This window comes from Pseudomonas extremorientalis (assembly GCF_024584605.1).
In the GTDB taxonomy this organism is placed as follows: domain Bacteria; phylum Pseudomonadota; class Gammaproteobacteria; order Pseudomonadales; family Pseudomonadaceae; genus Aquipseudomonas; species Aquipseudomonas extremorientalis.
Map to the genome: position 1 here is coordinate 1,864,064 of NZ_CP089519.1, position 23,529 is coordinate 1,887,592.

Sequence of the window (23,529 nt, forward strand, 5' to 3'; positions counted from 1 at the left end):
CCGGTAACGGTCAGCGGGCTTTTTTGTGGGGCGGTGTTTAAGCGCGGGTGTGCTCGCGGTCGACCGGCGGCAGTTCGACCGTACGCTCGGCCGCGGCCAGGGCCGCCTTCAGCCCGGGCTGGTCCAGCGGCACGCAGTACGCGGGCTTGGCCCGCTCGAACCGCCAGCTTTCATCCAGGCTGCCGGCATCGACGGCGTCAAAGCCCAGCTCGTCGAGCAGGGTGATTACCTGCGCTTTGGCGACAGCATCGTCGCCGGCCACCGGCAATGCGCGACGGTCAGGTGCGCCGTGGGGGCGAGCATGATCGGTAATGTCCGCGGCGAAAATCGCGTTGAACACTTTGATCACCTTTGAGTGGGTGAAGTGTTCGGCGAGCAGTCGGCTGGTGGTGGTTTCAAATCGATCCAGCGCGGGGAAATGACCGTCGCGCTCCGGGTAGTAGTTGTTGGCGTCGAGCAAGGTCTTGCCTGCCAGCCACTGCGCCGGGACTTTTCGGTAGTGTTCAAACGGAATCGCCACCAGCACCACGTCACCAAACTGTGCGGCATCTTCTGCGCTGCCCACTTTGACGCCGCGTATGCCACTTACCACGCTGCTCATGGTCTGCGGGCCGCGAGAGTTGCTCAACATCACTTCATGCCCGGCCGCCAGTGCCCGCTGTGCCACGGCGCGCCCGATAAAACCGGCTCCAATCACGCCAATCTTCATGGTCTTGCTCCTGATAAAGGGGGAAGCCGCTATGATGATTGGCAACCAAATGGCGATAAATAAGCACTATGGCGCGGGTGTTATTACTGGGAGTAGGGAATGATGGACCGTCTATCGAGCATGAATGCCTTTGTGATCGCCGCCGAATTGGGCTCCTACGCCCGCGCCGCCGAGCGTTTGCACATGTCGGCGCAAATGGTGGCCAAACACGTTGCCGCGCTGGAGCAGCGTCTCGGTGCGCGGTTACTTAATCGCACCACGCGCAGGCAAAGCCTCACGGAGTTGGGGAGCGCGTACTACGAACGTTGCAAACATATCCTTACGGAGGCCGAAGCTGCGGACTCGCTGGCGCAAATCATGAATGACACGCCGCGTGGCAAGCTGAAGATCACCGCGCCTGTGACCTTCGGTTCCTACAGCCTGATGCCACTGATTACTGCATTCCTGCGCGATAACCCTGACGTGGAAATCGACCTGCACCTGACGGATCGCTTCGTCGACTTGGTGGAAGAGGGCTATGAAGCAGCCTTCCGCATCGGTCCATTGGCGACCACCGGCCTGACAGCCCGGCCACTGGCGCCTTATCGCCTGGTGGTCTGTGCTTCGCCTGCGTACCTGGCTGCGCGGGGTACGCCGCAGGTGCCGGCAGACCTGGAACGTCACGAATGCCTGGGCTATGCCTTCTGGTCACGCCCGGCGGACCGCGAGTGGATATTTCATCAAGGCTCGACGCTGTACAGCGTACAGGTGACCAGTCGTCTGCAGATCAACGAAAGCCGGGCATTGATGTCGGCGGCGCTGGACGGTTTCGGCATGGTTCTCGGCCCCCAGGATTTTTTGCATACGGCAATGGCCCGCGGTGAGTTGGTACAGGTGCTGCCGGACTTCGAGGCCCCGAGCCGGCCAATGCATCTGGTCTACACCGCAAATCGGCAGCGCACCGCCAAGTTGCGGCGATTTGTCGAGGCAGTGCTGGCGCGTTTCGGTCCGGTTTGAGCATTCAAGTACCCGACGAGCCTTTCGTCTACCCCATGAACGCAACGCCCTCAGGTTCAGCAACCTGACAGACGCCACCTGTTAAAAATACTCCAGAGCCAAGCAGGAGCGAGGCTGCAACAAGGGGGCATTTTCTAGCGGTGCAGGTACTGGGCGTCAGCGTCCGAGGGTTTTTCTATGTGGCTACGTTATGGGGCATTGGCGGCCATGGTCGTCGCGGCATCCGGGTGTGTTCAAGAGCGCGTCGTGCATGAGCGCAGGCCGGTGCAACATGAGTATGTGGAAGTCATCGCGCCGCAACCGCCGCCGGTGCAGGTGATAGAAGTCGAGCCACCCGTACGCTACGGCTATATATGGTCGCGTGGTTATTGGCGCTGGGACGGCGGGCGATATGTGGCGGTACATGGTCACTGGGAGCCGGTACGCGAAGGCTATCGCTACGTGCATCCGCATTGGGTGCAGCGTAATGACGGGTATCACTGGCAGGGTGGTGGCTGGGTTCGCTGAGCCCAGGTTTCATTGGTCAGTAGCGTTAGATCGGCTTGTGGGTACCCAGCAGCCGAACCTCTCGCAACAATGCGGCACCGAGTTGATCGGTGCCCAGTTCCCGATAGCCCACGGCCTTGACCTCGCCGTTCTCCTCCGCCTGGATGAGGATCACCGGGGTTTCCTTGCCGGTGGTTTCGTCGATATGCATCGCGTATTGGGGAATATCCAGCTTGATCGGCGTCCCCGCCGCCTGGCCTTTCACATTGATCAGGAAGGCGGCGCAACCGCTGTCGACATCCGCACTGGTGGCGGAGCGGCCGCTGACGAAGCAGGTTTTTGGCAGATCGGGCCAGGTGATGGCATCGGCCAGGGCGAGAGTGGGCGCCATAGCCAGGGCTGCGAGTAGAAACGTGCGCACGTCGGTCTTTCTCTCGATCAAGGTAAAAAACGGTTTGTATCAAAGCCCGCCCGCTGCCGCAATGCTGCGGTTCAGCCCAGTCGCTTCATGCCTGTGGTCTTGATCGCATTGAGGTCGAAGGTTGCCGTGTACTCGCAACCGGCGGCATGGGCGCAGCGCTCGATCAGGCAGTCTGCAAAGTCAGCCTTGTTCGCCACAAACGTGCGCAGCGCCTGCCAGATGATCTCGGCATGTTCTACGGTCAATTCGCGGGTGCGCAGCAGGGTCTCCAGTACCATCACCACATCACTTTTGGCCGACTGGTAGCAGCTTTGCAGTACCCACACCAACTCCACAATGGAAACCAGGCTGATAAAGCCCGGCGAGGCAGTGGTCAGTGATTCGATCAGATCGGACGCCTTGGCGGATTGAACGGGATCATCCTGGGTGATGTAGCGCACCAGCACATTGGTATCCAGCCCGATCATCCGGCTTTTGCCCCCTGCGTTGCGATGGCTTGGTTCATCTCTTCGATGGAGACGGCCCTGGCGGAGCTGCGGATCAGCCCTTTGAGGTCATGCACCGTTTTGCTCGCGGCAATGATGGAAAACTGCCCATCTTCCATTTCTACGAATTCAACCCGATCCCCTGTTTCCAGGCCGAGGGCTGTCCTGACCTGGACAGGAATGGTGATTTGGCCTTTTGAGGTGAGTGTAGCGATAGCCATGTTGAAGATCTCCATCGTGATATTCCTTACCTTAGGGTAAGGAATGACAGAGGACAATATCCGTCGGTCCATAGGGTGCTCATCTGGTGTGGGTGAGTCGGAACAGGTAAAACACTAGTCCCAACTGTGCTCGCCTGCCGGGCTTAAAGAGATACAAGCCATGACCGACCGCCAGCTCATCATCCCTCCCTCCATGCACTCAATCGTCGAGCGCGCCGGCTACGTGCCAGCGATCAAAGTGGGCAAGACGTTGTACTGCGCCGGTCAGGTCGGGCGTACGGCTGCATTGGCGGTGATCGAGGACCCCGAGGCGCAATTCGTCGCGGCCTGGGAGAATCTGCGGCAGGTGCTGGAAGAGGGCGGTTGCACCTTCGACGATGTGGTGGACATGACCACTTATCACGTCGACATGAGCCAGCACATGGCGGTTTTCCGTGAGGTGAAAAACCGCCTGTTTCCACGTGGGCATTGCGCCTGGACCACTATCGGGGTGTCCGAACTGGCGCACCCCGGCCTGCTGGTGGAAATCAAATGTGTGGCGGTACAGCGCTAGCTTATTGCACCACGCGGTAGCACGGCACATACGCCGCGCCGCCCGGCAACTTCATGCGGTGCTGGGCCACGAAGGCCTGTAGCAACTCATCCAGCGGTTTCATGATGGCCGGGTCGCCGTGGATCTCATACGGGCCGTTCTGTTCGATCAGGCGGATGCCTTTGTCCTTCACGTTACCCGCTACGATCCCCGAGAACGCGCGGCGCAGGTTGGCGGCGAGTTCGTGGGGCGGCAGGGCGTGGCTCAATTGCAGGCTGGCCATGTTTTCGTGGGTGGGGTCGAACGGGCGCTGGAAGCCTTCGTCGATCTTCAACAGCCAGTTGAAATGGAACGCGTCGTTGCGCTCGCGGCGGAACTGCTTCACCGCCTTGAGGCCGGCAGTCATCTGGCGTGCCACTTCCGCCGGATCATCAATGATGATCTGGTAGCGCGCCTGGGCTGCTTCGCCCAGGGTGGCGCCGACGAATGCGTGCAGTTGTTGCAGGTACGGCGCGGCGTGTTTCGGCCCGGTGAGGATGACCGGGAACGGCAGGTCACGGTTGTCCGGGTGCATCAGTATGCCCAGCAGGTAGAGGAATTCCTCTGCTGTACCGGCACCGCCCGGGAAGATGATGATGCCGTGGCCAACGCGCACGAACGCTTCCAGGCGCTTCTCGATATCCGGCAAAATCACCAGCTCGTTGACGATTGGGTTTGGCGCCTCGGCCGCGATGATGCCTGGCTCGGTGAGACCCAGGTAGCGCCCGCCGGTAATCCGCTGCTTGGCGTGGGAAATGGTCGCGCCTTTCATCGGACCTTTCATCACGCCAGGGCCGCAACCGGTGCACACGTCAAGGCTGCGCAGGCCCAGTTCGTGGCCGACCTTCTTGGTGTATTTGTATTCTTCGGTATTGATCGAGTGCCCGCCCCAGCACACCACGATCTTCGGTTCGACACCCGGGCGCAGCGTACGGGCGTTGCGCAGCAGGTGGAACACGTAGTCGGTGATGCCCTGGGAGTTGCTCAGGTCGATGCGCTGGCTGTCCAACTCGTTCTCGGTATAGACGATATCGCGCAGGGCGCTGAACAGCATCTCGCGGGTGCTTGCGATCATTTCGCCATCGACAAAGGCGTCTGCCGGAGCGTTCAGCAGTTCAAGGCGCACGCCGCGGTCCTGTTGGTGGATGCGCACTTCAAAATCTTTGTAGGCGTCGAGGATGGTCTTGGCGTTGTCGATGTGCGCGCCGGTGTTGAGGATCGCCAGGGCGCATTGGCGGAACAGGGTGTAGATGCTGCCGGTACCGGCTTCGCTCAGTTGCTGGACTTCACGTTGAGACAGGGTTTCGAGGCTGCCCTTGGGGCTGACGGAGGCATTGATGACTTGACGTTGGGGCATTCTGATTCCTTGAAAGCGCAGCCACCGCACCCGCAAGGGGCCGCGATGGCTTGAGAATGATGGGCGCCGAATTCGGTCGCACGAGACGGTTATTTACCTCAGGCGCAAGGCCCAGCGCAAATACCGTCCAGCACCATCATGCCGCAGAACTCACTGAATCAGCTTCCAGTTTTTGTAGAAAACCCGACGCAGGGTAAAGGCCATCCCGGCAAACCCAGCGATCACGGCGTTGAGCACCCGGGGCACCGGGGTCGGCCGCACGATATCGATAAACAGGCAGTAACGCTTGGCATCGTTTTTGTTGAAAGACGCGTGCATCAGCGTGTCATCGAAAATAAACAGCGGGTCGTCATGCCAGTAGTGTTTGTGCTGGCCGACCTGGATGTAGACGCCCTCGTGATGCGGTGCCGGGGCCATGTTGTAGAGCACGCGGAACATCATGCGCAGGGGGCCGAAGTGGAAGGAGGTCGAGCGGTTTTCGTTGAACACGGACACGCCGATGGTCTTCACGAACGGCAGTTTTTTGCGCAGTTCCGGAATGTCGAGGGTCGTTTCAATGGGCTGGCCGTACCACTGGAAAAACAACATGCCGCGCTTTTTCTCGGCCATGCGTTCGTTTAGGTAACCGATGATTTCATCCTTATGAGCCATGGCGTTTTCGATCACCCGTTGCAGGTCTTCACGCCAGGCCGGCGGCAGATCGTCCATCCGGTAAACGTATCGGTTACGCCAGCTCAACAGGTCGAACAGGGTGTTGAACGGCGCCAGCAGCCACGTGTTACGGCCACTGCCAATAAAGTACTTCTTGGCGGTGGGCGCGTCATACAGGCCATTGCGCAGGAAGTCGTAAATGCCGCAGACCACCACCAGCCCGAGAAATACCAAAGTGGTTTCCGGGAAAATATCCATAATCAGCAGCACGCCGAATACCCAGGCGACCGATACCGCTTTTTTACGCAAAGCAGGCTTTTTCATGAAACTCAGCTCCAGCAGGACGCCATTCGACAGGTCCGGATCCGTGGCCGCGAGTGGTGGGGGTTTTGAAACATATTGAAACAACTGCGCCATCATAAGCCGTTCCACGACGCGTAGGCGTTTTAAATATTGCAAAATTGTGAAGGCTCACTAGGGTTTTTAACCCTGGTAGTGTTGAGCGGATTGGATTTTGTAAACGGAAGATTTGCGACTATCGTGACGCTTCGGTTTTTTGGACGTCATAGACCGGTACGATTGAAGTTGAATGGCCACCACTGGCCTTCGGCACCTTGGAAGAGGCAGAAATTTTATGATCATCAAACCGCGGGTTCGTGGCTTCATCTGTGTGACCGCTCACCCTGTTGGCTGTGAAGCGAACGTCAAGGAACAGATCGACTACGTGACCCAACACGGCGTCATCGAAGGCGGCCCGAAAAAGGTGCTGGTCCTCGGTGCTTCCACCGGCTACGGCCTGGCCGCGCGCATCAGTGCCGCGTTTGGTTGTGGCGCCGACACCCTGGGCGTGTTTTTTGAGAAAGAAGGCGAAGAAGGCAAGCTGAGCTCCGCCGGCTGGTACAACAGCGCCGCGTTCGAGAAGTTTGCCGTCGAAAAAGGCCTGTACGCCAAGAGCATCAACGGCGACGCGTTTTCCGACGAGATCAAGCGCCTGACCATCGAAACCATCAAGAAAGACTTGGGCAAGATCGACCTGGTTGTCTACAGCCTGGCCGCGCCTCGCCGTACCGACCCGCAAGGCGTGGTGCACAACTCCACCCTCAAGCCGATCGGCAAGGCCGTGACCCTGCGCGGCATCAACACCGACAAAGGCGTTGTGGTCGACACCACCCTGGAGCCAGCGACCCAGGAAGAAATCGACGGCACCGTGAAAGTCATGGGTGGCGAAGACTGGCAACTGTGGATCGACGCCCTGCGTGACGCCGACGTCCTGTCCGAAGGCGCCAAGACCACTGCGTTTACCTACCTTGGCGAGAAGCTGACCCAGGACATCTACTGGAACGGCTCCATCGGCGAAGCCAAGAAAGACCTCGACAAGAAAGTCCTGACCCTGCGCGACAACCTCGCCGCGCTCAAGGGCGACGCCCGTGTGTCGGTGCTCAAGGCCGTGGTCACCCAGGCCAGCTCCGCTATCCCGATCATGCCGCTGTACCTGTCGCTGCTGTTCAAAGTGATGAAAGAACAGGGCACCCACGAAGGTTGCATCGAGCAGGTCTATGGCCTGTTCAAGGACAGCCTGTACGGCAAAGAGCCGAAGCTCGACGCCGACGGCCGCCTGCGTGCCGACCTGGCCGAACTGGAACCGAAAGTCCAGGACGCCGTGGCGGCCCTTTGGAACCAGGTCACCGACGAAAACGTCAACGAGATCAGCGATTTCGCCGGCTACAAGGCTGAGTTTCTGCGTTTGTTCGGCTTTGAAGTCGACGGCGTGGACTACGAGGCTGACGTGAATCCTACCGTGAAGATTAACGGTCTGATCTCGGCGTAACGATCTGGGCCGACAGCAGTCTCCATAACCCTGTTATGAGGCTGCTGTTTTGTTGACGCCCTGGCGTGTTCAGCCTTGGTTGAACCGCTGTTGGGCTTTGACGAAGTCAGAACGCCTGATGCTCACTATTTCTTTCTCCCAAAGCGGATTCACCGGAACGTGATAGCCGCTGTCCTTGGCTGTTTTGACCAGCTCCGCCATGTCTTGGCTGTCGTTGATCATGCAGATTTCATCGAACCGTCCCAGTTTGACTGGCAGAAAGAAGGTTGCCGGGTAGTTGGCGTCGACGTCCGTCGCCGGGCTGCCGGAGTCCGCATTGTGGTGTACCACCCGCTCTCCGTTACCGACCAATCGATGATTGATCAACGCTATCATCTGCTTTATCCGTGACGTGGCGTTACCCAAGTCGGGGTCTTCCTTTTGATAGAAACGGGCGGCGCTTTCATAGTCTGCACGCAGCGCTTCGGGCACCTGAAAACAGCCAGTGATTGAGTGTCGATGCCTGTAGCTGTCGATCCGTTGTGTGAAAACACTGTGCGCCACATCGGGCACCGGGATTTTATCCTGGGGGCCAAAGTCGCTGATGTGAGGCGCCACCATGTGCAGGTCATAATCGGCGGTCAACGCCTTGCCACCGGCGTGTTTCGCCAGGACTTCAACCGGTACTCCCTCATGGGTGATGAGGTAGCTGTCTTCTGACGCAGATGTGCGTCTACCTTCAAATGCATACTGCTGTCGACTGGGCCCTTGGGCATTGAAACGCAGTGCTTCTTCGTGGGGCCTTGTTGCCAACTGGGCAATGTGTCCGAGTTTTATCAGTTCGCCGATACGCTCGCCCGAGATCTCCAAGGGGACCGCGACAGCGTGCCCGTCGCGAATGCATGCCTGGATTTGCTCATTGGCGCTGGTCACTTTGGCGGGGGCGTCCTCCTTGAATTTTTCAAGCTTGCTGAACGCCTGGTTCGTACAGATCAGGCCAGCTTGCGGTCCCCAGTCGGCACTTTTTCCTTTGATGTGAAAGTCCTTGGTGGGGTGACCGGCCGCTATCATCCCGGTAGCCACGGTTTCTACAGGGCGTACGCCAATGATGGAATTGGTGGCCGCTGCGATGTTCTGCAGGGGAACAAGGTGGCTCGGTACTATTCCCGTCCGCTCCTTGGCACGTTCAAATGCGTCGATGATCGAGCTGTTCGCCGCTTGGACGGTGCCGGTCGACTGAGTGGCTTGAGCGCCCAGCAGTGTGTGCAGGCTTAGCGCGGAAGGTGAAATGACAGGGGAGATGATGTCGCTCATTGAGTTGCTCCAAGTCATGTTTTATCGGCATGTTGGATGATTCCTTCCGGAACAGAGCATTCCCTCGATTACACAGCGCGACACTAGAGACATTTTGTGCGCGGGGGGTGAAAGAAGTACTACAGGCTGTATGAAGCCGATCTGCAACGGAAGGTTCAGGCCTGAATGCATGGGCGTTGCAGCGATACCTGTTATGCGTGAGCCGGAAAATTATCGGAGCGGTCCTACGCCTGCTTACTTGCCGACGCAGGTCACCGGTATGAGACTGATGCAGCACATTAATTGGGAGGAGCGTATGACAATTCGTGCAGTGGTTTTTGATTTCGGCGGTGTCCTGTTTGATTGGAGCCCGCAGCACCTGTACCGCAAGCTGATTGCCGATGATCACGAGCGACAATGGTTTCTCGACCACATCTGCACCCAGGCCTGGAACACCGAGCAGGACGCCGGTCGCTCCCTGGCCGAAGGCACCCGCAGCCTGATCGAGCAGTACCCGCATCATGAGCGCTTGATTCAAGCCTATTACGACCGTTGGCACGAGATGCTGCGAGGGCCGTTGCCGGAAGGCGTGGCGATCCTCGAAGCGTTGCACCGAGCCGATATACCGTTGTTCGGGCTTACCAACTGGTCTGCCGAGACGTTTCCCTATGCGCGGGCCAACTACCCGTTCCTGCAGTATTTTCGCGACATCGTGGTGTCCGGCGAGTTGAAACTGATCAAGCCGGACGCGGCGATCTACCACGCCAGCCTCAGTCAGGTACGGGCCCAGTTGCCGGATATCCAGCCCTCTGAAGTGGTGTTTATCGATGACGTTGCCGGCAATATCGAAGCGGCCATCGCTCTGGGCTGGCAGGGGATTCACCATGTGTCTGCCGCGCGCACGGCAGCGCAGTTGCGTGAGTTGGGCGTGGGCTTCTAGCGCGCCCACTTTTCCATGGCGAAATCCACGAAGGCGCGCAGCTTGGGCAGGCGATAACGGTCCTGGCCGTAGAGCAGATGCATGGGGCGGCTGGGCAGTCGATAGGTAGTCAACAGGGCCACCAGTTTGCCGCTCTCCAGGTCCGGTTGTACCAGGGCATCGGCCAGCATGATGATGCCCATGCCGTTGACGGCTGCCTGGCGCAAGCCTTGCGAGCTGTTGATGGTCAATGAGCCGGACACCGGCACTTCCACCTCGCCGCTATCGTCGGTCATGCGCCAGAGTTTTTCGGTGTCGCGCCAATTGTCATTTGCCGGGTAGGCGAACGCCAGGCAGTCATGCTGCCTGAGGTCCTCGGGTGTCGAAGGCGTGCCGCGTCGCGCCAGGTAAGCAGGTGACGCGCAGAGGGTGAGGGTGTAGTCCTGCATGGGCCGTGCGATCAGGCTCGATGTTTCCAGTTCGCCAAGACGTATCGCCACGTCGAAGCCGCTGTCAACCAAGTCCATCCGCTCATTGCTCAACACCACGTACAGGTTGATCAGCGGATAGCGCCGGGAAAATTCGCTCAAGGCCGGTGTAAGGCGTTCGGTGCCGAATACGGGGGGCGCGGTGATGCGCAGGGTGCCCTTGGGGACATCGCTATGGGCTTGTTCGGCCAGTTGCTCGGAGTCGGCCACCAAGCCCAGCACTTCCAGGCAGCGCTGGTAATACTGCCCGCCGAATTCCGTGAGGCTCTGTTTGCGCGTGGTGCGCTTGAGCAGGCTGACGCCAAGGCGTTGTTCCAGCGCGCGCAAGTGGTTGCCGACCATGGTGGTCGACATCCCGCAGGCTTGGGCTGCGGCGGTCATGCTGCCAGTCTCGACCACCTTCACGTACACCGACATTGCCTGGAACAGATCCATTATAAAGCCCTGGTTTAAAGTCATTGCAGGAATGTGCAGTTTATCCAGCTCAGGTGGCTAACGATACTGAAGCCATCACAACGATGCACTGGAGCCGCACCATGACCGCCGCCTGCTTGATGACCACTTACCAACCCCTGGCGCTGAGCTTTACCCGCGGCCTGGGCACGCGCCTGTGGGACCAGCAGGGCCGTGAATACCTGGATGCGGTGGCCGGTGTGGCGGTGACCAATGTCGGCCATTCGCACCCCAGGTTGGTGACGGCCATCAGCGAGCAGGCTGGCTTGTTGTTGCATACCTCCAACCTCTACAGCATCGACTGGCAACAACGGCTGGCCCAACGCCTGACTCAACTGTCTGGCCTCGACCGGGCCTTCTTCAACAACTCCGGTGCCGAAGCCAACGAAACAGCGCTGAAACTGGCGCGGCTGCATGGCTGGAAAAAAGGCATTGAAGAACCGTTGGTGGTGGTGATGGAAAATGCTTTTCACGGCCGTACGCTCGGCACCATGGCTGCCAGTGACGGGCCGTCGGTACGCCTGGGTTTCCAGCGCTTGCCGGGGGACTTTCTCAAGGTGGGCTTTGGCGATCTGGCTGCGCTTGAAGCCATCACCCAGACGTTTGGCGCGCGGATCGCAGCGGTCCTGCTGGAACCGATCCAGGGTGAAAGCGGCGTACTGCCGGCACCACCGGGCTACCTGAAAGCCCTGCGTGATCACTGCACCCGCCATGGCTGGTTGATGATGCTCGATGAAATCCAGACCGGCATTGGGCGCACCGGCGCCTGGTTTGCCTTCCAGCATGAAGGCATCGTCCCGGACGTGATGACCCTGGCCAAGGGCCTCGGCAACGGCGTACCCATCGGCGCCTGCCTGGCGCGGGCCGGTGTGGCCCAGTTGTTTACGCCGGGCAGCCATGGCAGCACCTTCGGCGGCAACCCGTTGGCGTGTCGCGTGGGGTGCACCGTGCTGGACATTATCGAAGAACAAGGTTTGCTGCAGAACGCGGCGCTACAGGGCGAGCGCTTGCTGGCGCGGTTGCGGGTGGAACTGGGTGAGCACCCGCACGTCCTGGCGATTCGTGGGCAGGGGTTGATGATCGGGATCGAACTGGCGAGCCCTTATCGTGACCTGGCCCAGCGCGCGGCCCAGGAACACGGCCTGCTGATCAACGTGACGCGGGGCAAGGTCATTCGGCTGCTGCCGCCGCTGACCCTGGCTGCCAAGGAGGTCGAGATGATCGTGCGGGCCATTACCCGGCTACTGGATCAGGCCCGTTGAGCCATTCCTGGTTCAGGGTTTCGGTATCGCCCAGATATTCCAGCAGCCAGGCCATGGCCGGGGACAGCCTGTCCTGTGCCCAGGCCACACACGACGGGCTGGCAGGAAACGGCCGGCTCAATTGCAGCGCCACTAATTCCCCGCGCTCGATCCACGGCAGCACCTGATGCGCCGGCGCCATGCCGACGCACAGGCCATCACGCAAGCAATCGAGGGCCGATGACCAGTTCGGCACCACCAGCCGACGCTGGTTATCCAGGGTCCAGGTGTCGCGTTTGGGCAGGTTGCGCGATGTATCGGTCATGCACAACGAGGCGAAGGGGCGCAGTTGATCGTCACTCAGCAAGCCTTCGACGCTGGCCAACGGGTGGCGCGCACTGACCACACACAGCCAATTCAACAACCCCATGTCGCGAAAGGTAAAGCGGCTGGCCACCGGCACCGCGCTGGTGGCGCCGATCACAATGTCGGTGCGCTCATCCGCCAGGGCATCCCACACGCCGTTGTACACCTCGTATTCCAGCAACAGCTCGACCTCGGGAAACTGCCGGTAGAAATCAATGACCAACTGCCGGCAGCGCTGGGGTTTGACGATGGAATCCACCGCCACCTTCAACTGGCCACTCCAGCCGTTGGCCACTTGCTGGCAAAGGCGTCGGGTGCCGAGCATTTTTTTCATCACGCCACGGGCTTCGTCGATAAACAGCCGGCCGGCCGGCGTCAGCTCGACGTCCCGGTGGCGCCGCACAAACAACGGCACTGCCAGCCATTCCTCGATCTGACGCACCGTATAGCTGATGGCCGACGGCACCCGGTGCAGTTCCTGGGCAGCTGCGCTGAAGCTGCCATGACGCGCGACTGCATCGACAACGTCCAGCGAATATTCGGACCACATGGCGATTGCCTTCAAATTTATTGATAAGAGTATCCAATTATTATCGCTTCACACCAAAACTGTCAGCTTCATAATGGGCGCCAGTCAGCAAATAGTTTGATGGCAGGATCAACAAGGCTTCAATGAAAAATTCTTTTGGTTTCACTGGGTATCTGGCGGGGCTGAGCATGCTCGGTTACCTCGCCATGGACATGTATTTACCGGCGTTCGGCGCCATGGGCGAGCACTTGCAGATTGGCGCCGGTGCAGTAGGCGCCAGCTTGAGCATTTTCCTCGCCGGCTTTGCGGTCGGGCAGTTGTTATGGGGGCCGTTGTCCGACCGCCTGGGGCGCAAGCCGATCCTGCTCGCCGGGCTGAGCCTGTTTGTGCTCGGTTGTGCGGGCATGTTCTGGGTCGAAACGGCGCCTCAGTTGCTGGCATTGCGTTTTATCCAAGCCATTGGCGTATGCGCCGCCGCCGTCAGTTGGCAAGCCCTGGTGATCGACCGCTACCCGGCCGACAAGGCCCATCGCGTGTTCGCCAGCATCATGCCGCTGATGTCGTTGTCACCGGCTTTAGCGCCGCTGTTGGGCGCGATGGTGCTGAGTCACTTCGGCTGGCAGGCGATCTTCGGCGTATTGCTGGGTGTGTCGTTGTTGCTGTTGTTGCCGACGTTGTTCCTGCGTACTGCGCAGAAACGTCAGGCCGCGAAGGGCGAACCTTCGCGCCTGGGTTATGGACAGTTACTGACGTCTCGCGTGTTTACCGGCAATGTCATGATTTTTGCCGCGTGCTCGGCCAGTTTCTTCGCCTGGCTGACGGCGTCGCCCTTCATCCTGGGCGGCATGGGCTACAGTCCGAATGACATCGGCCTGAGCTACGTGCTGCCGACCTTGGCGTTTCTGGTCGGCGGCTACAGCTGCCGCAGCGCCTTGCAACACTTCCAGGGCAAGACGCTGTTGCCGTGGCTGCTGCTGGCGTATTGCATCAGCATGGTGGCGTTGTACCTGGTCGCGACCTTGACCGTGCCGAGCCTTACCACCTTGCTGATTCCGTTCTGCCTGATGGCGCTGTGCAACGGTGCCAGTTACCCCATCGTCGTGGCGAACGCGCTGATGCCGTTTGCGCAAAACTCCGGCAAGGCGGCGGCGCTGCAAAATACGCTGCAATTGGGCCTGTGCTTTCTCAGCAGCCTGCTGGTGTCGTCAATGATTGACCAGCCACTGCTGATTACCGTGATTGTGATGCTGGCGACCGCGTCGCTGGCCGTGCTGGGGTACTGGCTGGCGCGGCCCAAGGCCGAGGATTCGGAACTGGCAGCCGCCTAGAACGTCACTTCCAGGTTCACTGTCGGCGTCGATGTGCGGCTACCCCGGCCGCCATCCACGCCGAATTTGTTATGCCAATACTCGTAACCCACCCCCAGGTACAGGTTCGGCTTGACGCTTTTGCCCGGTCGCACCGCCACCATCAGCGCGGTGCGCATCAGGGCTTCCGGCGCGGTGTCGCGACCGTGATAGTCCTCGCCTTTTTCCCCGACATAATTGATGAAACCCTGGAATTTCGCCGCATGATTGGCAATCTCGAACGGGCGCATCCACGTCAGGTTGAGCATGTAGGTATCGTCGAACGTGTGGTTCGACTCCTGCGCGCCGGGGATACCGGTGTGGTTCTTTTCCTTGTAGTACAGCAGGCTCAGGTCCAGCACGCCGACGGTGTTGAACTTCAAGGTCGGGCCGATCACCAGGGCGCGCTTCCTGGCTGAGGCGAAGTTGTTGTTGCGGTTGGCATCGAACCCCAACGTCAGCGCGTAATCCTTGACCAGGCCAGTGCCCAGCGGCACATCGAACACCCGCGATGCATACAACTGGTGACGGTACACCGCATACACCTCGCTCCCGCCATGATCCGTACCCTTGCGCGGGTCGCGGCTGTCGGACAGGAACACATCGAGGTTGAGGAAATTGCTGCCGTACCGGTAGCCGCTGGCGTGGGTAAAACTGTAGATGCGCTTGCTGAATTCGTCGGGGTTGTTCGGGTTGGTGAACTGCTGGCCGTAGCGAAACCCTACGCTGTTGTTCATCCATTCCACCGCGACGGCCTCCCCGCCGCCGAGGAGGGTGAGTGCGACGGTTGCGCCCTGTAGTGCCTTTTTCATTGTTATGGGTCCTTTGGCGTTCTGGCTCATCACGGCCGGATTGTTTTTGTAACGCCGACGGAGGGTAACTTGTTCGATTGATTGTATACAACTCTATGGACATCCAGTCCAAACATTGCATACAGTGGCCGCACAACAAAAACAGAGAACCCCTCACCATGACTATCCCGAAGGCGTCACCGCAGCGGCCAGAAGATGAGAATCTCGGCGTCGCCGCCAACATGGCTTACGGCCTGCAACATGTGCTCACCATGTACGGCGGTATCGTCGCGGTACCGTTGATCGTCGGCCAGGCGGCGGGTTTGTCGCCGGCGGATATCGGCCTGCTGATCGCCGCGTCGTTGTTCGCCGGTGGCCTGGCCACGCTGTTGCAGACCCTGGGCCTGCCGTTTTTTGGTTGTCAGTTGCCGCTGGTGCAGGGCGTGTCGTTCGCCGGTGTGGCAACCATGGTGGCGATTGTCGGCAGTGATGGCGCCGGTGGTGTGCCGGCGATTCTTGGCGCGGTAATGGCCGCGTCGTTTATCGGATTATTGATAACCCCGGTGTTCTCGCGGATCACCAAGTTTTTCCCGCCGTTGGTAACGGGCATTGTGATCACCACCATCGGCTTGACCCTGATGCCCGTTGCCGCGCGCTGGGCCATGGGCGGCAACAGCCGCGCCGCCGATTTCGGCAGCATGTCCAATATCGGCCTGGCGGCGTTGACCCTGGTGCTGGTGTTGCTGTTGAGCAAGATAGGCAGCGCGACCATCTCGCGCTTGTCGATCCTGCTGGCGATGGTGATCGGCACCGTGATTGCGGTGTTCCTCGGCATGGCCGACTTCTCCGGCGTGACCCAGGGGCCGATGTTCGGTTTCCCCACACCCTTCCATTTCGGCATGCCCACCTTCCATGTGGCCGCGATCATTTCCATGTGCATCGTGGTGATGGTGACCCTGGTCGAGACCTCGGCGGATATTCTGGCGGTGGGTGAAATCATCGACACCAAAGTCGATTCCAAGCGTCTGGGCAACGGCCTGCGTGCCGATATGCTGTCGAGTATGTTCGCGCCGATCTTCGGTTCGTTCACCCAGAGCGCCTTCGCCCAGAACGTCGGGCTGGTGGCGGTGACCGGGGTCAAGAGCCGCTTCGTGGTGGCCACGGGCGGGCTGTTCCTGGTGATCCTCGGCTTGTTGCCCTTCATGGGCCGGGTCATCGCGGCGGTGCCCACTTCAGTGCTGGGCGGGGCCGGGATTGTGCTGTTCGGCACCGTGGCAGCCAGTGGTATCCGCACCTTGTCCAAGGTGGATTACCGCAACAACATGAACCTGATCATCGTGGCCACGTCCATCGGTTTTGGCATGATCCCGATTGCGGCACCGAGCTTCTACGACCACTTCCCGAGCTGGTTCGCGACCATTTTCCACTCGGGGATCAGCTCGTCGGCAATCATGGCGATCCTGCTGAACCTGGCGTTCAACCATTTCACCGCCGGCAATTCGGACCAGCAGTCGGTATTCGTGGCGGGGACCGAACGCAGCTTGTGCTTTCGCGATGTGTCGGAACTGCGCGATGGGGATTACTTCAAGGGCGGCAAGTTGTTTGATGCCGAGGGCAGGGAGATCCCGTTGGTGGCGGACGTGCCTGGGAAGGTCACCAAACCCGAGGCTAGCGAGGCCTGAATGTGGGAGGGGGCTTGCCCCCGATGACGATGGATCAACTGAGTGATTGGCGCCTGACACACCGCTATCGGGGGCAAGCCCCCTCCCACAATTGGAATGCATCCAGCTTGAGCATTCAGCCGGCCTTGAGCACTTTGTATTGTGCCGAACACACCTCATCCAGAAACTTCACCACAGTCCCCATGCACGCCTGGCGTTCTTCCACATGGGGCATGTGGCTGGAGTCTTCAAACAGTGCCCAGCGCACATCCGCAATTTCGTCCAGGAACGGCTTGACCACCAGCGGCGTGGCCTCGTCGTGGCGCCCCGAGATCACCAGCGTCGGTACGTTGATCGCCGACAGGCGGCCAGTGGATTTCCAGTCTTTCAAGCTGCCGATCACATGAAATTCGGTCGGGCCGCTCATGGCGTGGTACACCGTCGGGTCTGCATCGACCGCGGCGAAGGTGCGCGCCACTTCCTCGGGCCACGGGATGACCCGGCATACGTGATGGTCATAGAACACCCGCGACGCGGCGAGGTATTCCGGGTCCTGGTAGTTGCCGACGGCTTCGTGCTTGAGCAGGGTTTCATGCACGCCTTCAGGCAACAATTTGCGCAGGCGGTTGGCTTCGCTGACCCAGGTGCGCATGCAGGTCGGCGAGTTGGCCGGGATGAACGCGCGCAGGCCCTTGGGTTGCAGGATCGCGTGCTCACTGCCGAGCATGCCGCCCCAGGACTGGCCGAGGATCGCGTAGTTATCGCTGATCTGCAGGTGGTCCAGCAGGTTGTTGAGTTCTTCGAGGAACAGGCCCACGGTCCAGAAGGACGGGTCTTTGTCGGGCAGATGGGTGGAGCGGCCGTTGCCCAACTGGTCGTAGTGGATCACCGCGTGACCACTGGCGGCGACGTCCTTGAACGCGTCAACATAATCATGGGTGCATCCGGGGCCGCCGTGGATAACCACCAGGGGCGTGCGACCGCTCGACAAGTCACCGGTGACGCGGTACCAGGTTTGGTAGGCGCCAAACGCCGCATACCCTTCGCGGATTTTTTCGATGAATTCCATTTCGTACCCTGCTCTGAAAAAAGGATCAGGGACACGATAATGCGTGGCAGAAATTTAGGTAACTAGCAAAACAGCTAGGTTTTGCCGGGGTGTCAGTCTTCCAGCAGCCGGTAATGGGTGGCGCGCACTACCGCCTGCACGCGGTTCTTGGCCCCCAGTTTGTGCATGGCCGAGGCCAGGTGCAGGGTGACTACCGCCAGCGAACGGCTCAATTGCGTGGCAATTTCGGCCGCAGTCAGGCCTTCGGCGGCCCATTTGAGGCACTCACGTTCGCGTTTGGTCAGGTGGATATGCGGGTAAGTGCGCAGCTCTTTGCTGAACAATGGGTAGGCCGCTTCCTGCAAGGCATGGGAAATCAGGCTGAAGTCCGACAAGGTCTGCTGCGCATCCTTCAACACGCTGCGGGCGTTGCCGGTGCGCAGGCCGGTCAGCGAGGCGAAGCCGCCACGGGGCAGGTGGATCGGCACGCTGACGCCGCAGGTCAATTGCTGGTCATGCAGGTAGGATGAAACCGGCGCGTGGCAGGGATCGATGATCTTTTGCAGGGGGGTGTCGGCCTTGACGTCGTAGGACCACACGAACGGCGACACCCGGCTCAGAGCCAGGTGTTGCACCGGATCGATCTGGTAGAACCCTTCGCTGCACCACAAGGCATGCCAGTCGGCCGGGGTGTTGCGCAGTTGCAGCACCGAGGGGGTGATCAATGCGCCATCCTGGTCGATCGGCACCGGGGTGTAGTCGTACACCAAGGCGTCGAAGCCCAACTGTTGGGCAAGGATAAAGGTGTTGTCCATCTGCTCGTCCAGGCTCCTGCCCGGCATCAGACGGTGATTTAAGGCAGTCAGCTTGGCCAGCATCCGTTCTGCTCCCGATTTCATTTGAATCTCGACTTGCGGCAAGTAGAATGCCACGCCCCGGCGAAGGACTGCCAGGCCAAACCTATAAGAAATACTAGGTTATGGACGCGCGGCATCCTCGGTAGTGTTGGCCGATCAACGGCCGCTACCTGCCAGGCCGATACAACACAAGGAATGTATGCATGTGGCGTGAAATTGCCCCCGACCAGCAGTACAACGTGCAAGTCGATGGCCATAACCTCGTGGTCTACAGCTTCGGCGAAGGCGATGAGGTGCTGCTGTGCCTCAACGGCGGGCCGGGCCTGCCGTGTGACTACTTGCGCGACGCCCATGGCTGGCTCAAGGAGCATAACCTGCGAGTGGTTGCATTCGACCAGCTTGGCACGGGCGCATCAGCCAGACCCACCGATGTTTCGCTGTGGGAAATCCGCCGTTATGTCGAAGAAGTCGAAACCGTGCGCCAGGCCCTGGGCCTGGGCCGCGTGCATTTGCTCGGGCATTCCTGGGGCGGCTGGCTCGGCATCGAATACGCGATCCATTACCCCGACGCGCTGAAAAGCCTGATCCTCGAAAACACCGTGGGCGACATTCCGCACCTGTCCCAGGAACTGGAGCGCCTGCGCGGCGCCCTCGGCAGCGAAACCGTGGCCATGATGCAACGTCACGAAGCCATGGGTACCCTCGACCACCCGCAGTACCAGGCCGCGATTACCTTGCTCAACTACCGCCACGTGTGCCGGCTGGACGAGTGGCCTGCACCGGTCAGACGCTCTCTCGACGATTGGAACATGGGCCCTTACGAAACCATGCAGGGTCCCAACGAATTCCTCTACATCGGCAACCTCAAGGACTGGAACCGCCTCCCCGAGATGGCCGCGTTCAAGATGCCGATCCTGATCACCACCGGCCAGCACGACGAACTCACCCCGGCCTGCGCCATGCGCATGAAAATGGCGGCCCGGCACGCCGAATTGCATGTGTTCCCCAACAGCAGCCATATGCCGTTTTATGAAGAGCCCCAGGCATATTTCCCGGTGCTGCTGGACTTCCTCTCGCGTCACCGAGGCTGACGGATGAACTTGGCGCGCTACCGTTTTGTGCTGTCCCGGCCGCTGCAGTTGCTGCCGGTGCTGTTTGGCATCAGCCTGATCACCTTTGTGCTGGTGCGCTCGATCCCTGGCGACCCGGCGCGCGCCTTGCTGGGCTCGCGCAGCACGCCGGATGCCTTGCTGAAGATTCGCGCCCAGTACGGCCTCGACCAGCCGTTGTGGCAGCAATACTTCTACTTCCTGAAAAACCTGCTCAAGGGCGACCTCGGCCAATCGCTGCTGTACAAGGTCGACGCCCTCAAGCTGATTGTCACGCGCATCGAGCCCACCCTGGTGCTGGTACTGGGCAGCGTGGTGCTGGCGCTGCTGATCGCGGTGCCGCTGGCGACCTGGGCCGCACGCAACAAGGGCGGCTGGGCGGACAACCTGATCCGCGTGTTCACCACGGTTGGCCTGGGCATGCCGGCGTTCTGGCTGGGCTTGATGTTGATCCTGTTGCTGAGTGTGCAGTGGGGCTTGTTTCCGGTGTCCGGCTACGGCCGCACCTGGCTGGACAAGGCGCATCACATGGTGCTGCCGTGCCTGACGATTGCCCTGGCGTTATCGGCGGTGCTGGTGCGCAACCTGCGGGCGAGCATGCTGATGGAGTTGCAGGCCGATCACGTGACCGCGGCCCGCGCCCGTGGGCTGTCGGAAACCGCCGTTTTTCGTCGGCATGTGTTGCCAAATTCCCTGGTGCCGGCGGTCAACCTGCTGGCGGTGAACATCGGCTGGCTGATCAGCGGCACGGTGGTGATCGAAAGCCTGTTCGCCATTCCCGGTATCGGCCAATTGCTGGTGCGTGGCATTTTCACCCGCGATTACATGGTGGTGCAGGGCGTGGCCATGGTGCTGGCCTGTGCGACGGTGGTGGTCAACTTCATCGCTGACGTGGTGACGGTGGCCCTCGACCCACGGGTGAAGATGCAATGAGCAGCCGCCCGTTGATTGCCCCGTGGCGCTTGCGCCTGCGTTTCGGTTTGCGCAATGGTCGGCTGACGGCGGCGTGGGGCCTGGCGATCCTGCTGGTGTGGCTGGCGCTTGCGCTGTTTGCGCCGTGGATTGCACCGTATGACCCGATTGCGCAGAACACTGATTTCAGTTTACTCGCTCCAAGCCTTATACATCCGTTTGGCACGGATAACTACGGAAGAGACATTCTTTCGAGGGTGATCTGGGGCGCTCGCATCGACCTGCAACTGGCCATTGTCGGGGTGATCTTCCCTTTCATGATCGGCACCTTCATCGGTGCGGTCTCGGGCTATATCGGCGGGCGCTTCGACAGCGTTTGCATGCGCGTGATCGACGTGATCCTGGCGTTTCCCTTCCTGGTGCTGATGCTCGCGATCATGGCCATCCTCGGGCCGGGCCTGAAGAGTTTCTACATCGCCATGGCGCTGGTGGGCTGGGTGTCGTATGCGCGGCTGATCCGCTCGCAGATCCTGGTGCTCAAGGAAAGCGAGTTTGCCCTGGCCGCCAAGAGCCTGGGCTTTGGCCACGGGCGCATTCTGTTCCGGCATCTGCTGCCCAATGCGATGTTCGGCTCGATTGTGTTTTCCATGTCTGACGCGGTGCTGGTGCTGCTCAATGGCGCCGCCGTGAGCTATCTGGGCCTGGGCGTGCAACCGCCGACCGCCGAGTGGGGCACCATGGTGGCCGAGGGGCAGGCCTTTATCACCACGGCCTGGTGGATCTGCACCTTTCCGGGGCTGGCCATCGTGACCCTGGCCATGGGCTTCAGCCTGCTGGCCGATGGCGTGGCGCAAGTGTTGGGGGACCGCTCATGAGTCTGCTGCAAGTGCGCGACCTCAGTGTCATCGCCAACAATGCGGGGCGCGATGTAACCCTGGTCGATCGGGTGTCGTTCGATCTGGCCGAAGGCGAAATCCTCGGCCTGGTAGGGGAAAGCGGCTCAGGCAAGACCATGGCCTGCCGTGGCCTGATGCGCCTGCTGCCATCGCCCAGCCTGCGCGTGCAAGGCGGCTCGGTGCGGCTGGCCGGCCAGGACCTGTTGGCATTGGATGACGCTGGCATGCGCGCCGTGCGTGGCGGCCAACTGGGCATGATTTTCCAGAACCCCAGCAGCCACCTTGATCCGCTGATGCGTATCGGCGAGCAGATTGCTGAGGGCATCCGCCTGCATCAAGGCGCGTCGAAAAAAGACGCGCGATTGCAGGCCATCGACGTGTTGCGCCAGGTTGGCATCCCCGATCCCCAGGCGCGGGTCGACAACTACCCCCACGAGTTTTCCGGCGGCATGCGCCAGCGTGCAATGATCGCCGTGGCGCTGGGCTGCAACCCTAAAGTGTTGATCGCCGACGAACCCACCACCGCCCTGGATGTGACGGTGCAGGCGCAAATCCTGCGGTTGTTGCTGGAATTGCGCGACCAGCGCGGCCTGTCGATCATCATGATTACCCATGATCTCGGCGTGGTGGCGCAAACCTGTGATTCCATCGCCGTGATGTACGCCGGGCGGCTGTGCGAGCACGGCAGCAAATACGACTTGCTGGATCGACCGCAGCATCCCTACACCGCCGGCCTGATCGATTGCCAGCCCGCCCACAGCAGCGGTCACGCCTTGCTGCGCACGATCCCCGGGCAGCCGCCGTTGCTGGATGCATTACCCGCCGGTTGCCGGTTCAACCCGCGTTGCCCGCAGGTTGGCGCGTTGTGCACCGAGGTGTTGCCGGAAGGTGCTCGGGTCGCCTGTCATTACCCGTTGGGAGCGCAGCCATGAGCCTGTTGCAGATCAAGGACCTTGAGGTGAAGTTTGCCGCGTCCGGCACCGGCGTGTTCGGGTTGAACAAGCAGTGGGTGAGGGCAGTGAACGGCGTGTCGCTGAACTTGGCGGCGGGTGAAACCCTGGGGCTGGTGGGTGAGTCGGGCAGCGGCAAAAGCACCCTGGGCCGCGCCATCCTGCACCTCAACCCGATCAGCGCCGGCCAGGTGTTGTTTGACGGCATCGACATGGCCCATGGCAGCGCCATCGACATCACTCGTCTGCGGCATGAAACCGCAATGATCTTCCAGGACCCGTACGCTGCGTTGAACCCGCGCCACACCATCGGCGAAACCATTGCCGAAGTGCTGTGCGTGCAGCGCAAAGTCGCGCCAGAGCAGGTTGCAGCTCGTGTGAATGAACTGCTCGACCTGGTCGGCCTGCGCCCCGAACTCGCCAGCCGCAAACCCGCCGCCCTCAGCGGTGGCCAGTGCCAGCGCGTCGGCATTGCCCGGGCGCTGGCGGTTGAGCCACGCCTGATCATCGCCGACGAGTGCGTGGCGGCGCTGGATGTGTCGATCCAGGGCCAGATCATCAACCTGCTGCTGGAACTGCAACAGCGCATGAACCTGGCGATCCTGTTTATCGCCCATGACCTGGCCATCGTGCGCCGATTGTGTGACCGCGTGGCGGTGATGTACCTGGGCAAGATCGTCGAGGAAGGACCGGTGGAGGCGGTCTTCACGGCGCCACGTCATCCGTACACGGCGGCGTTGATCCAGGCGATTCCCGAGATCGATCCGCATCGGCCATTGCCGACAGAACCCTTGCCGGGTGAACCACCGAGCCCACTGAATCTGCCCACAGGCTGCGCCTTTCACCCGCGTTGCCGGCATGCCCGCACCCTATGTTCCGTGGTGTTGCCGCCGACCCATTTCCTGCACGAGCATCGATACAGTTGCGTGCTTGAAGAACCTTTGCTTTGACCCATCCCTGCCATTC

At 60.6% G+C, this 23,529-nt stretch carries 25 protein-coding genes; 13 read left to right on the forward strand and 12 right to left on the reverse strand.

All coding sequences use genetic code 11. The features are described 5' to 3' along the window. Window positions 1-37: 37 nt before the first annotated feature. On the reverse strand, window positions 38-709 hold the full coding sequence (locus LUU92_RS08380) for an NADPH-dependent F420 reductase (RefSeq protein ID WP_028619443.1): 672 nt from the start codon (window positions 707-709) through the stop codon (window positions 38-40). 99 nt (window positions 710-808) lie between these two features. On the opposite strand from LUU92_RS08380, the gene LUU92_RS08385 reads away from it, so the two are divergent. Continuing rightward, entirely contained in the window at window positions 809-1,705 is an 897-nt protein-coding gene (locus tag LUU92_RS08385) for a LysR family transcriptional regulator (RefSeq protein WP_257103437.1), read from the forward strand. 177 nt (window positions 1,706-1,882) lie between these two features. Beyond that, complete coding sequence (locus LUU92_RS08390; protein ID WP_071489038.1) at window positions 1,883-2,212, forward strand: YXWGXW repeat-containing protein; 330 nt, start codon at window positions 1,883-1,885, stop codon at window positions 2,210-2,212. A 25-nt stretch (window positions 2,213-2,237) separates the two neighbouring features. On the opposite strand, the gene LUU92_RS08395 is transcribed toward LUU92_RS08390, so the two are convergent. The 3 genes from LUU92_RS08395 to LUU92_RS08405 form a co-directional block, all read right to left on the reverse strand. Further along, window positions 2,238-2,612 (reverse strand): hypothetical protein, encoded by a 375-nt coding sequence (locus tag LUU92_RS08395; RefSeq protein ID WP_231999483.1) that lies wholly within the window; start codon window positions 2,610-2,612, stop codon window positions 2,238-2,240. Between the two features lie 71 nt (window positions 2,613-2,683). Next, window positions 2,684-3,079 (reverse strand): type II toxin-antitoxin system VapC family toxin, encoded by a 396-nt coding sequence (locus LUU92_RS08400; RefSeq protein WP_257103438.1) that lies wholly within the window; start codon window positions 3,077-3,079, stop codon window positions 2,684-2,686. Continuing rightward, window positions 3,076-3,333 carry an AbrB/MazE/SpoVT family DNA-binding domain-containing protein gene (locus LUU92_RS08405; protein WP_071489041.1) on the reverse strand — a complete coding sequence of 86 codons (258 nt, stop codon included), beginning with the start codon at window positions 3,331-3,333 and terminating at the stop codon, window positions 3,076-3,078. The genes LUU92_RS08400 and LUU92_RS08405 overlap by 4 nt, the downstream gene beginning before the upstream one ends. A gap of 145 nt (window positions 3,334-3,478) precedes the next feature. On the opposite strand from LUU92_RS08405, the gene LUU92_RS08410 reads away from it, so the two are divergent. Continuing rightward, entirely contained in the window at window positions 3,479-3,871 is a 393-nt protein-coding gene (locus LUU92_RS08410; protein WP_071489042.1) for a RidA family protein, read from the forward strand. 1 nt (window position 3,872) lies between these two features. On the opposite strand, the gene ppnN is transcribed toward LUU92_RS08410, so the two are convergent. Then, entirely contained in the window at window positions 3,873-5,246 is a 1,374-nt protein-coding gene (ppnN, locus tag LUU92_RS08415) for a nucleotide 5'-monophosphate nucleosidase PpnN (RefSeq protein ID WP_257103439.1), read from the reverse strand. A gap of 150 nt (window positions 5,247-5,396) precedes the next feature. Next, entirely contained in the window at window positions 5,397-6,221 is an 825-nt protein-coding gene (locus LUU92_RS08420) for an aspartyl/asparaginyl beta-hydroxylase domain-containing protein (protein ID WP_257103440.1), read from the reverse strand. 310 nt (window positions 6,222-6,531) lie between these two features. Between LUU92_RS08420 and fabV the strand changes: the two genes are divergently transcribed. After that, window positions 6,532-7,725 carry an enoyl-ACP reductase FabV gene (fabV, locus tag LUU92_RS08425; RefSeq protein WP_257103441.1) on the forward strand — a complete coding sequence of 398 codons (1,194 nt, stop codon included), beginning with the start codon at window positions 6,532-6,534 and terminating at the stop codon, window positions 7,723-7,725. Between the two features lie 69 nt (window positions 7,726-7,794). Here fabV and LUU92_RS08430 read toward each other — a convergent pair whose 3' ends face one another. After that, window positions 7,795-9,018, reverse strand: coding sequence for an anthrax toxin-like adenylyl cyclase domain-containing protein (locus LUU92_RS08430; RefSeq protein WP_257103442.1), 1,224 nt, complete (start codon window positions 9,016-9,018; stop codon window positions 7,795-7,797). 295 nt (window positions 9,019-9,313) lie between these two features. Between LUU92_RS08430 and LUU92_RS08435 the strand changes: the two genes are divergently transcribed. Further along, window positions 9,314-9,937, forward strand: coding sequence for an HAD family hydrolase (locus LUU92_RS08435; RefSeq protein WP_071489045.1), 624 nt, complete (start codon window positions 9,314-9,316; stop codon window positions 9,935-9,937). Here the strand turns inward: LUU92_RS08435 and LUU92_RS08440 are convergent. Beyond that, entirely contained in the window at window positions 9,934-10,839 is a 906-nt protein-coding gene (locus tag LUU92_RS08440) for a LysR family transcriptional regulator (RefSeq protein WP_071489046.1), read from the reverse strand. The two genes, LUU92_RS08435 and LUU92_RS08440, sit on opposite strands and share 4 nt — an antisense overlap. Before the next feature lie 101 nt (window positions 10,840-10,940). Here LUU92_RS08440 and LUU92_RS08445 point away from each other — a divergent pair, with 101 nt between their 5' ends. Then, window positions 10,941-12,119 (forward strand): aspartate aminotransferase family protein, encoded by a 1,179-nt coding sequence (locus LUU92_RS08445; protein ID WP_071489047.1) that lies wholly within the window; start codon window positions 10,941-10,943, stop codon window positions 12,117-12,119. Here LUU92_RS08445 and punR read toward each other — a convergent pair. Beyond that, window positions 12,091-13,014, reverse strand: coding sequence for a DNA-binding transcriptional activator PunR (punR, locus tag LUU92_RS08450; RefSeq protein WP_071489048.1), 924 nt, complete (start codon window positions 13,012-13,014; stop codon window positions 12,091-12,093). The genes LUU92_RS08445 and punR overlap by 29 nt on opposite strands. A gap of 122 nt (window positions 13,015-13,136) precedes the next feature. Here punR and punC point away from each other — a divergent pair, with 122 nt between their 5' ends. Next, on the forward strand, window positions 13,137-14,321 hold the full coding sequence (gene punC, locus LUU92_RS08455; RefSeq protein WP_257103443.1) for a purine nucleoside transporter PunC: 1,185 nt from the start codon (window positions 13,137-13,139) through the stop codon (window positions 14,319-14,321). Here the strand turns inward: punC and LUU92_RS08460 are convergent. Continuing rightward, window positions 14,318-15,151, reverse strand: coding sequence for a nucleoside-binding protein (locus LUU92_RS08460; RefSeq protein WP_071489050.1), 834 nt, complete (start codon window positions 15,149-15,151; stop codon window positions 14,318-14,320). The two genes, punC and LUU92_RS08460, sit on opposite strands and share 4 nt — an antisense overlap. A 158-nt stretch (window positions 15,152-15,309) precedes the next feature. Here LUU92_RS08460 and LUU92_RS08465 point away from each other — a divergent pair, with 158 nt between their 5' ends. Further along, window positions 15,310-16,812 (forward strand): nucleobase:cation symporter-2 family protein, encoded by a 1,503-nt coding sequence (locus tag LUU92_RS08465; RefSeq protein WP_257103444.1) that lies wholly within the window; start codon window positions 15,310-15,312, stop codon window positions 16,810-16,812. 115 nt (window positions 16,813-16,927) lie between these two features. Here LUU92_RS08465 and LUU92_RS08470 read toward each other — a convergent pair whose 3' ends face one another. Then, on the reverse strand, window positions 16,928-17,860 hold the full coding sequence (locus LUU92_RS08470; RefSeq protein ID WP_071489051.1) for a proline iminopeptidase-family hydrolase: 933 nt from the start codon (window positions 17,858-17,860) through the stop codon (window positions 16,928-16,930). 92 nt (window positions 17,861-17,952) lie between these two features. Further along, on the reverse strand, window positions 17,953-18,717 hold the full coding sequence (locus tag LUU92_RS08475) for a LuxR family transcriptional regulator (RefSeq protein ID WP_071489052.1): 765 nt from the start codon (window positions 18,715-18,717) through the stop codon (window positions 17,953-17,955). Window positions 18,718-18,899: 182 nt separating this feature from the next. Between LUU92_RS08475 and LUU92_RS08480 the strand changes: the two genes are divergently transcribed. The 5 genes from LUU92_RS08480 to LUU92_RS08500 are packed head-to-tail and all read left to right on the forward strand — an operon-like array spanning window position 18,900 to window position 23,513. Then, on the forward strand, window positions 18,900-19,787 hold the full coding sequence (locus LUU92_RS08480) for a proline iminopeptidase-family hydrolase (protein ID WP_071489053.1): 888 nt from the start codon (window positions 18,900-18,902) through the stop codon (window positions 19,785-19,787). 3 nt (window positions 19,788-19,790) lie between these two features. Beyond that, window positions 19,791-20,738 (forward strand): ABC transporter permease, encoded by a 948-nt coding sequence (locus tag LUU92_RS08485; protein WP_092247532.1) that lies wholly within the window; start codon window positions 19,791-19,793, stop codon window positions 20,736-20,738. Next, the gene (locus LUU92_RS08490; protein ID WP_257103445.1) at window positions 20,735-21,592 is read left to right on the forward strand and encodes an ABC transporter permease; all 858 of its coding nucleotides are present in this window, start codon (window positions 20,735-20,737) and stop codon (window positions 21,590-21,592) included. Before LUU92_RS08485 ends, LUU92_RS08490 begins: the two co-directional genes overlap by 4 nt. Beyond that, window positions 21,589-22,545 carry an ABC transporter ATP-binding protein gene (locus tag LUU92_RS08495; RefSeq protein WP_257103446.1) on the forward strand — a complete coding sequence of 319 codons (957 nt, stop codon included), beginning with the start codon at window positions 21,589-21,591 and terminating at the stop codon, window positions 22,543-22,545. Before LUU92_RS08490 ends, LUU92_RS08495 begins: the two co-directional genes overlap by 4 nt. After that, window positions 22,542-23,513, forward strand: a complete 972-nt coding sequence (locus LUU92_RS08500; RefSeq protein ID WP_257103447.1) for an ABC transporter ATP-binding protein — start codon at window positions 22,542-22,544, stop codon at window positions 23,511-23,513. The genes LUU92_RS08495 and LUU92_RS08500 overlap by 4 nt, the downstream gene beginning before the upstream one ends. Window positions 23,514-23,529: the final 16 nt, after the last annotated feature.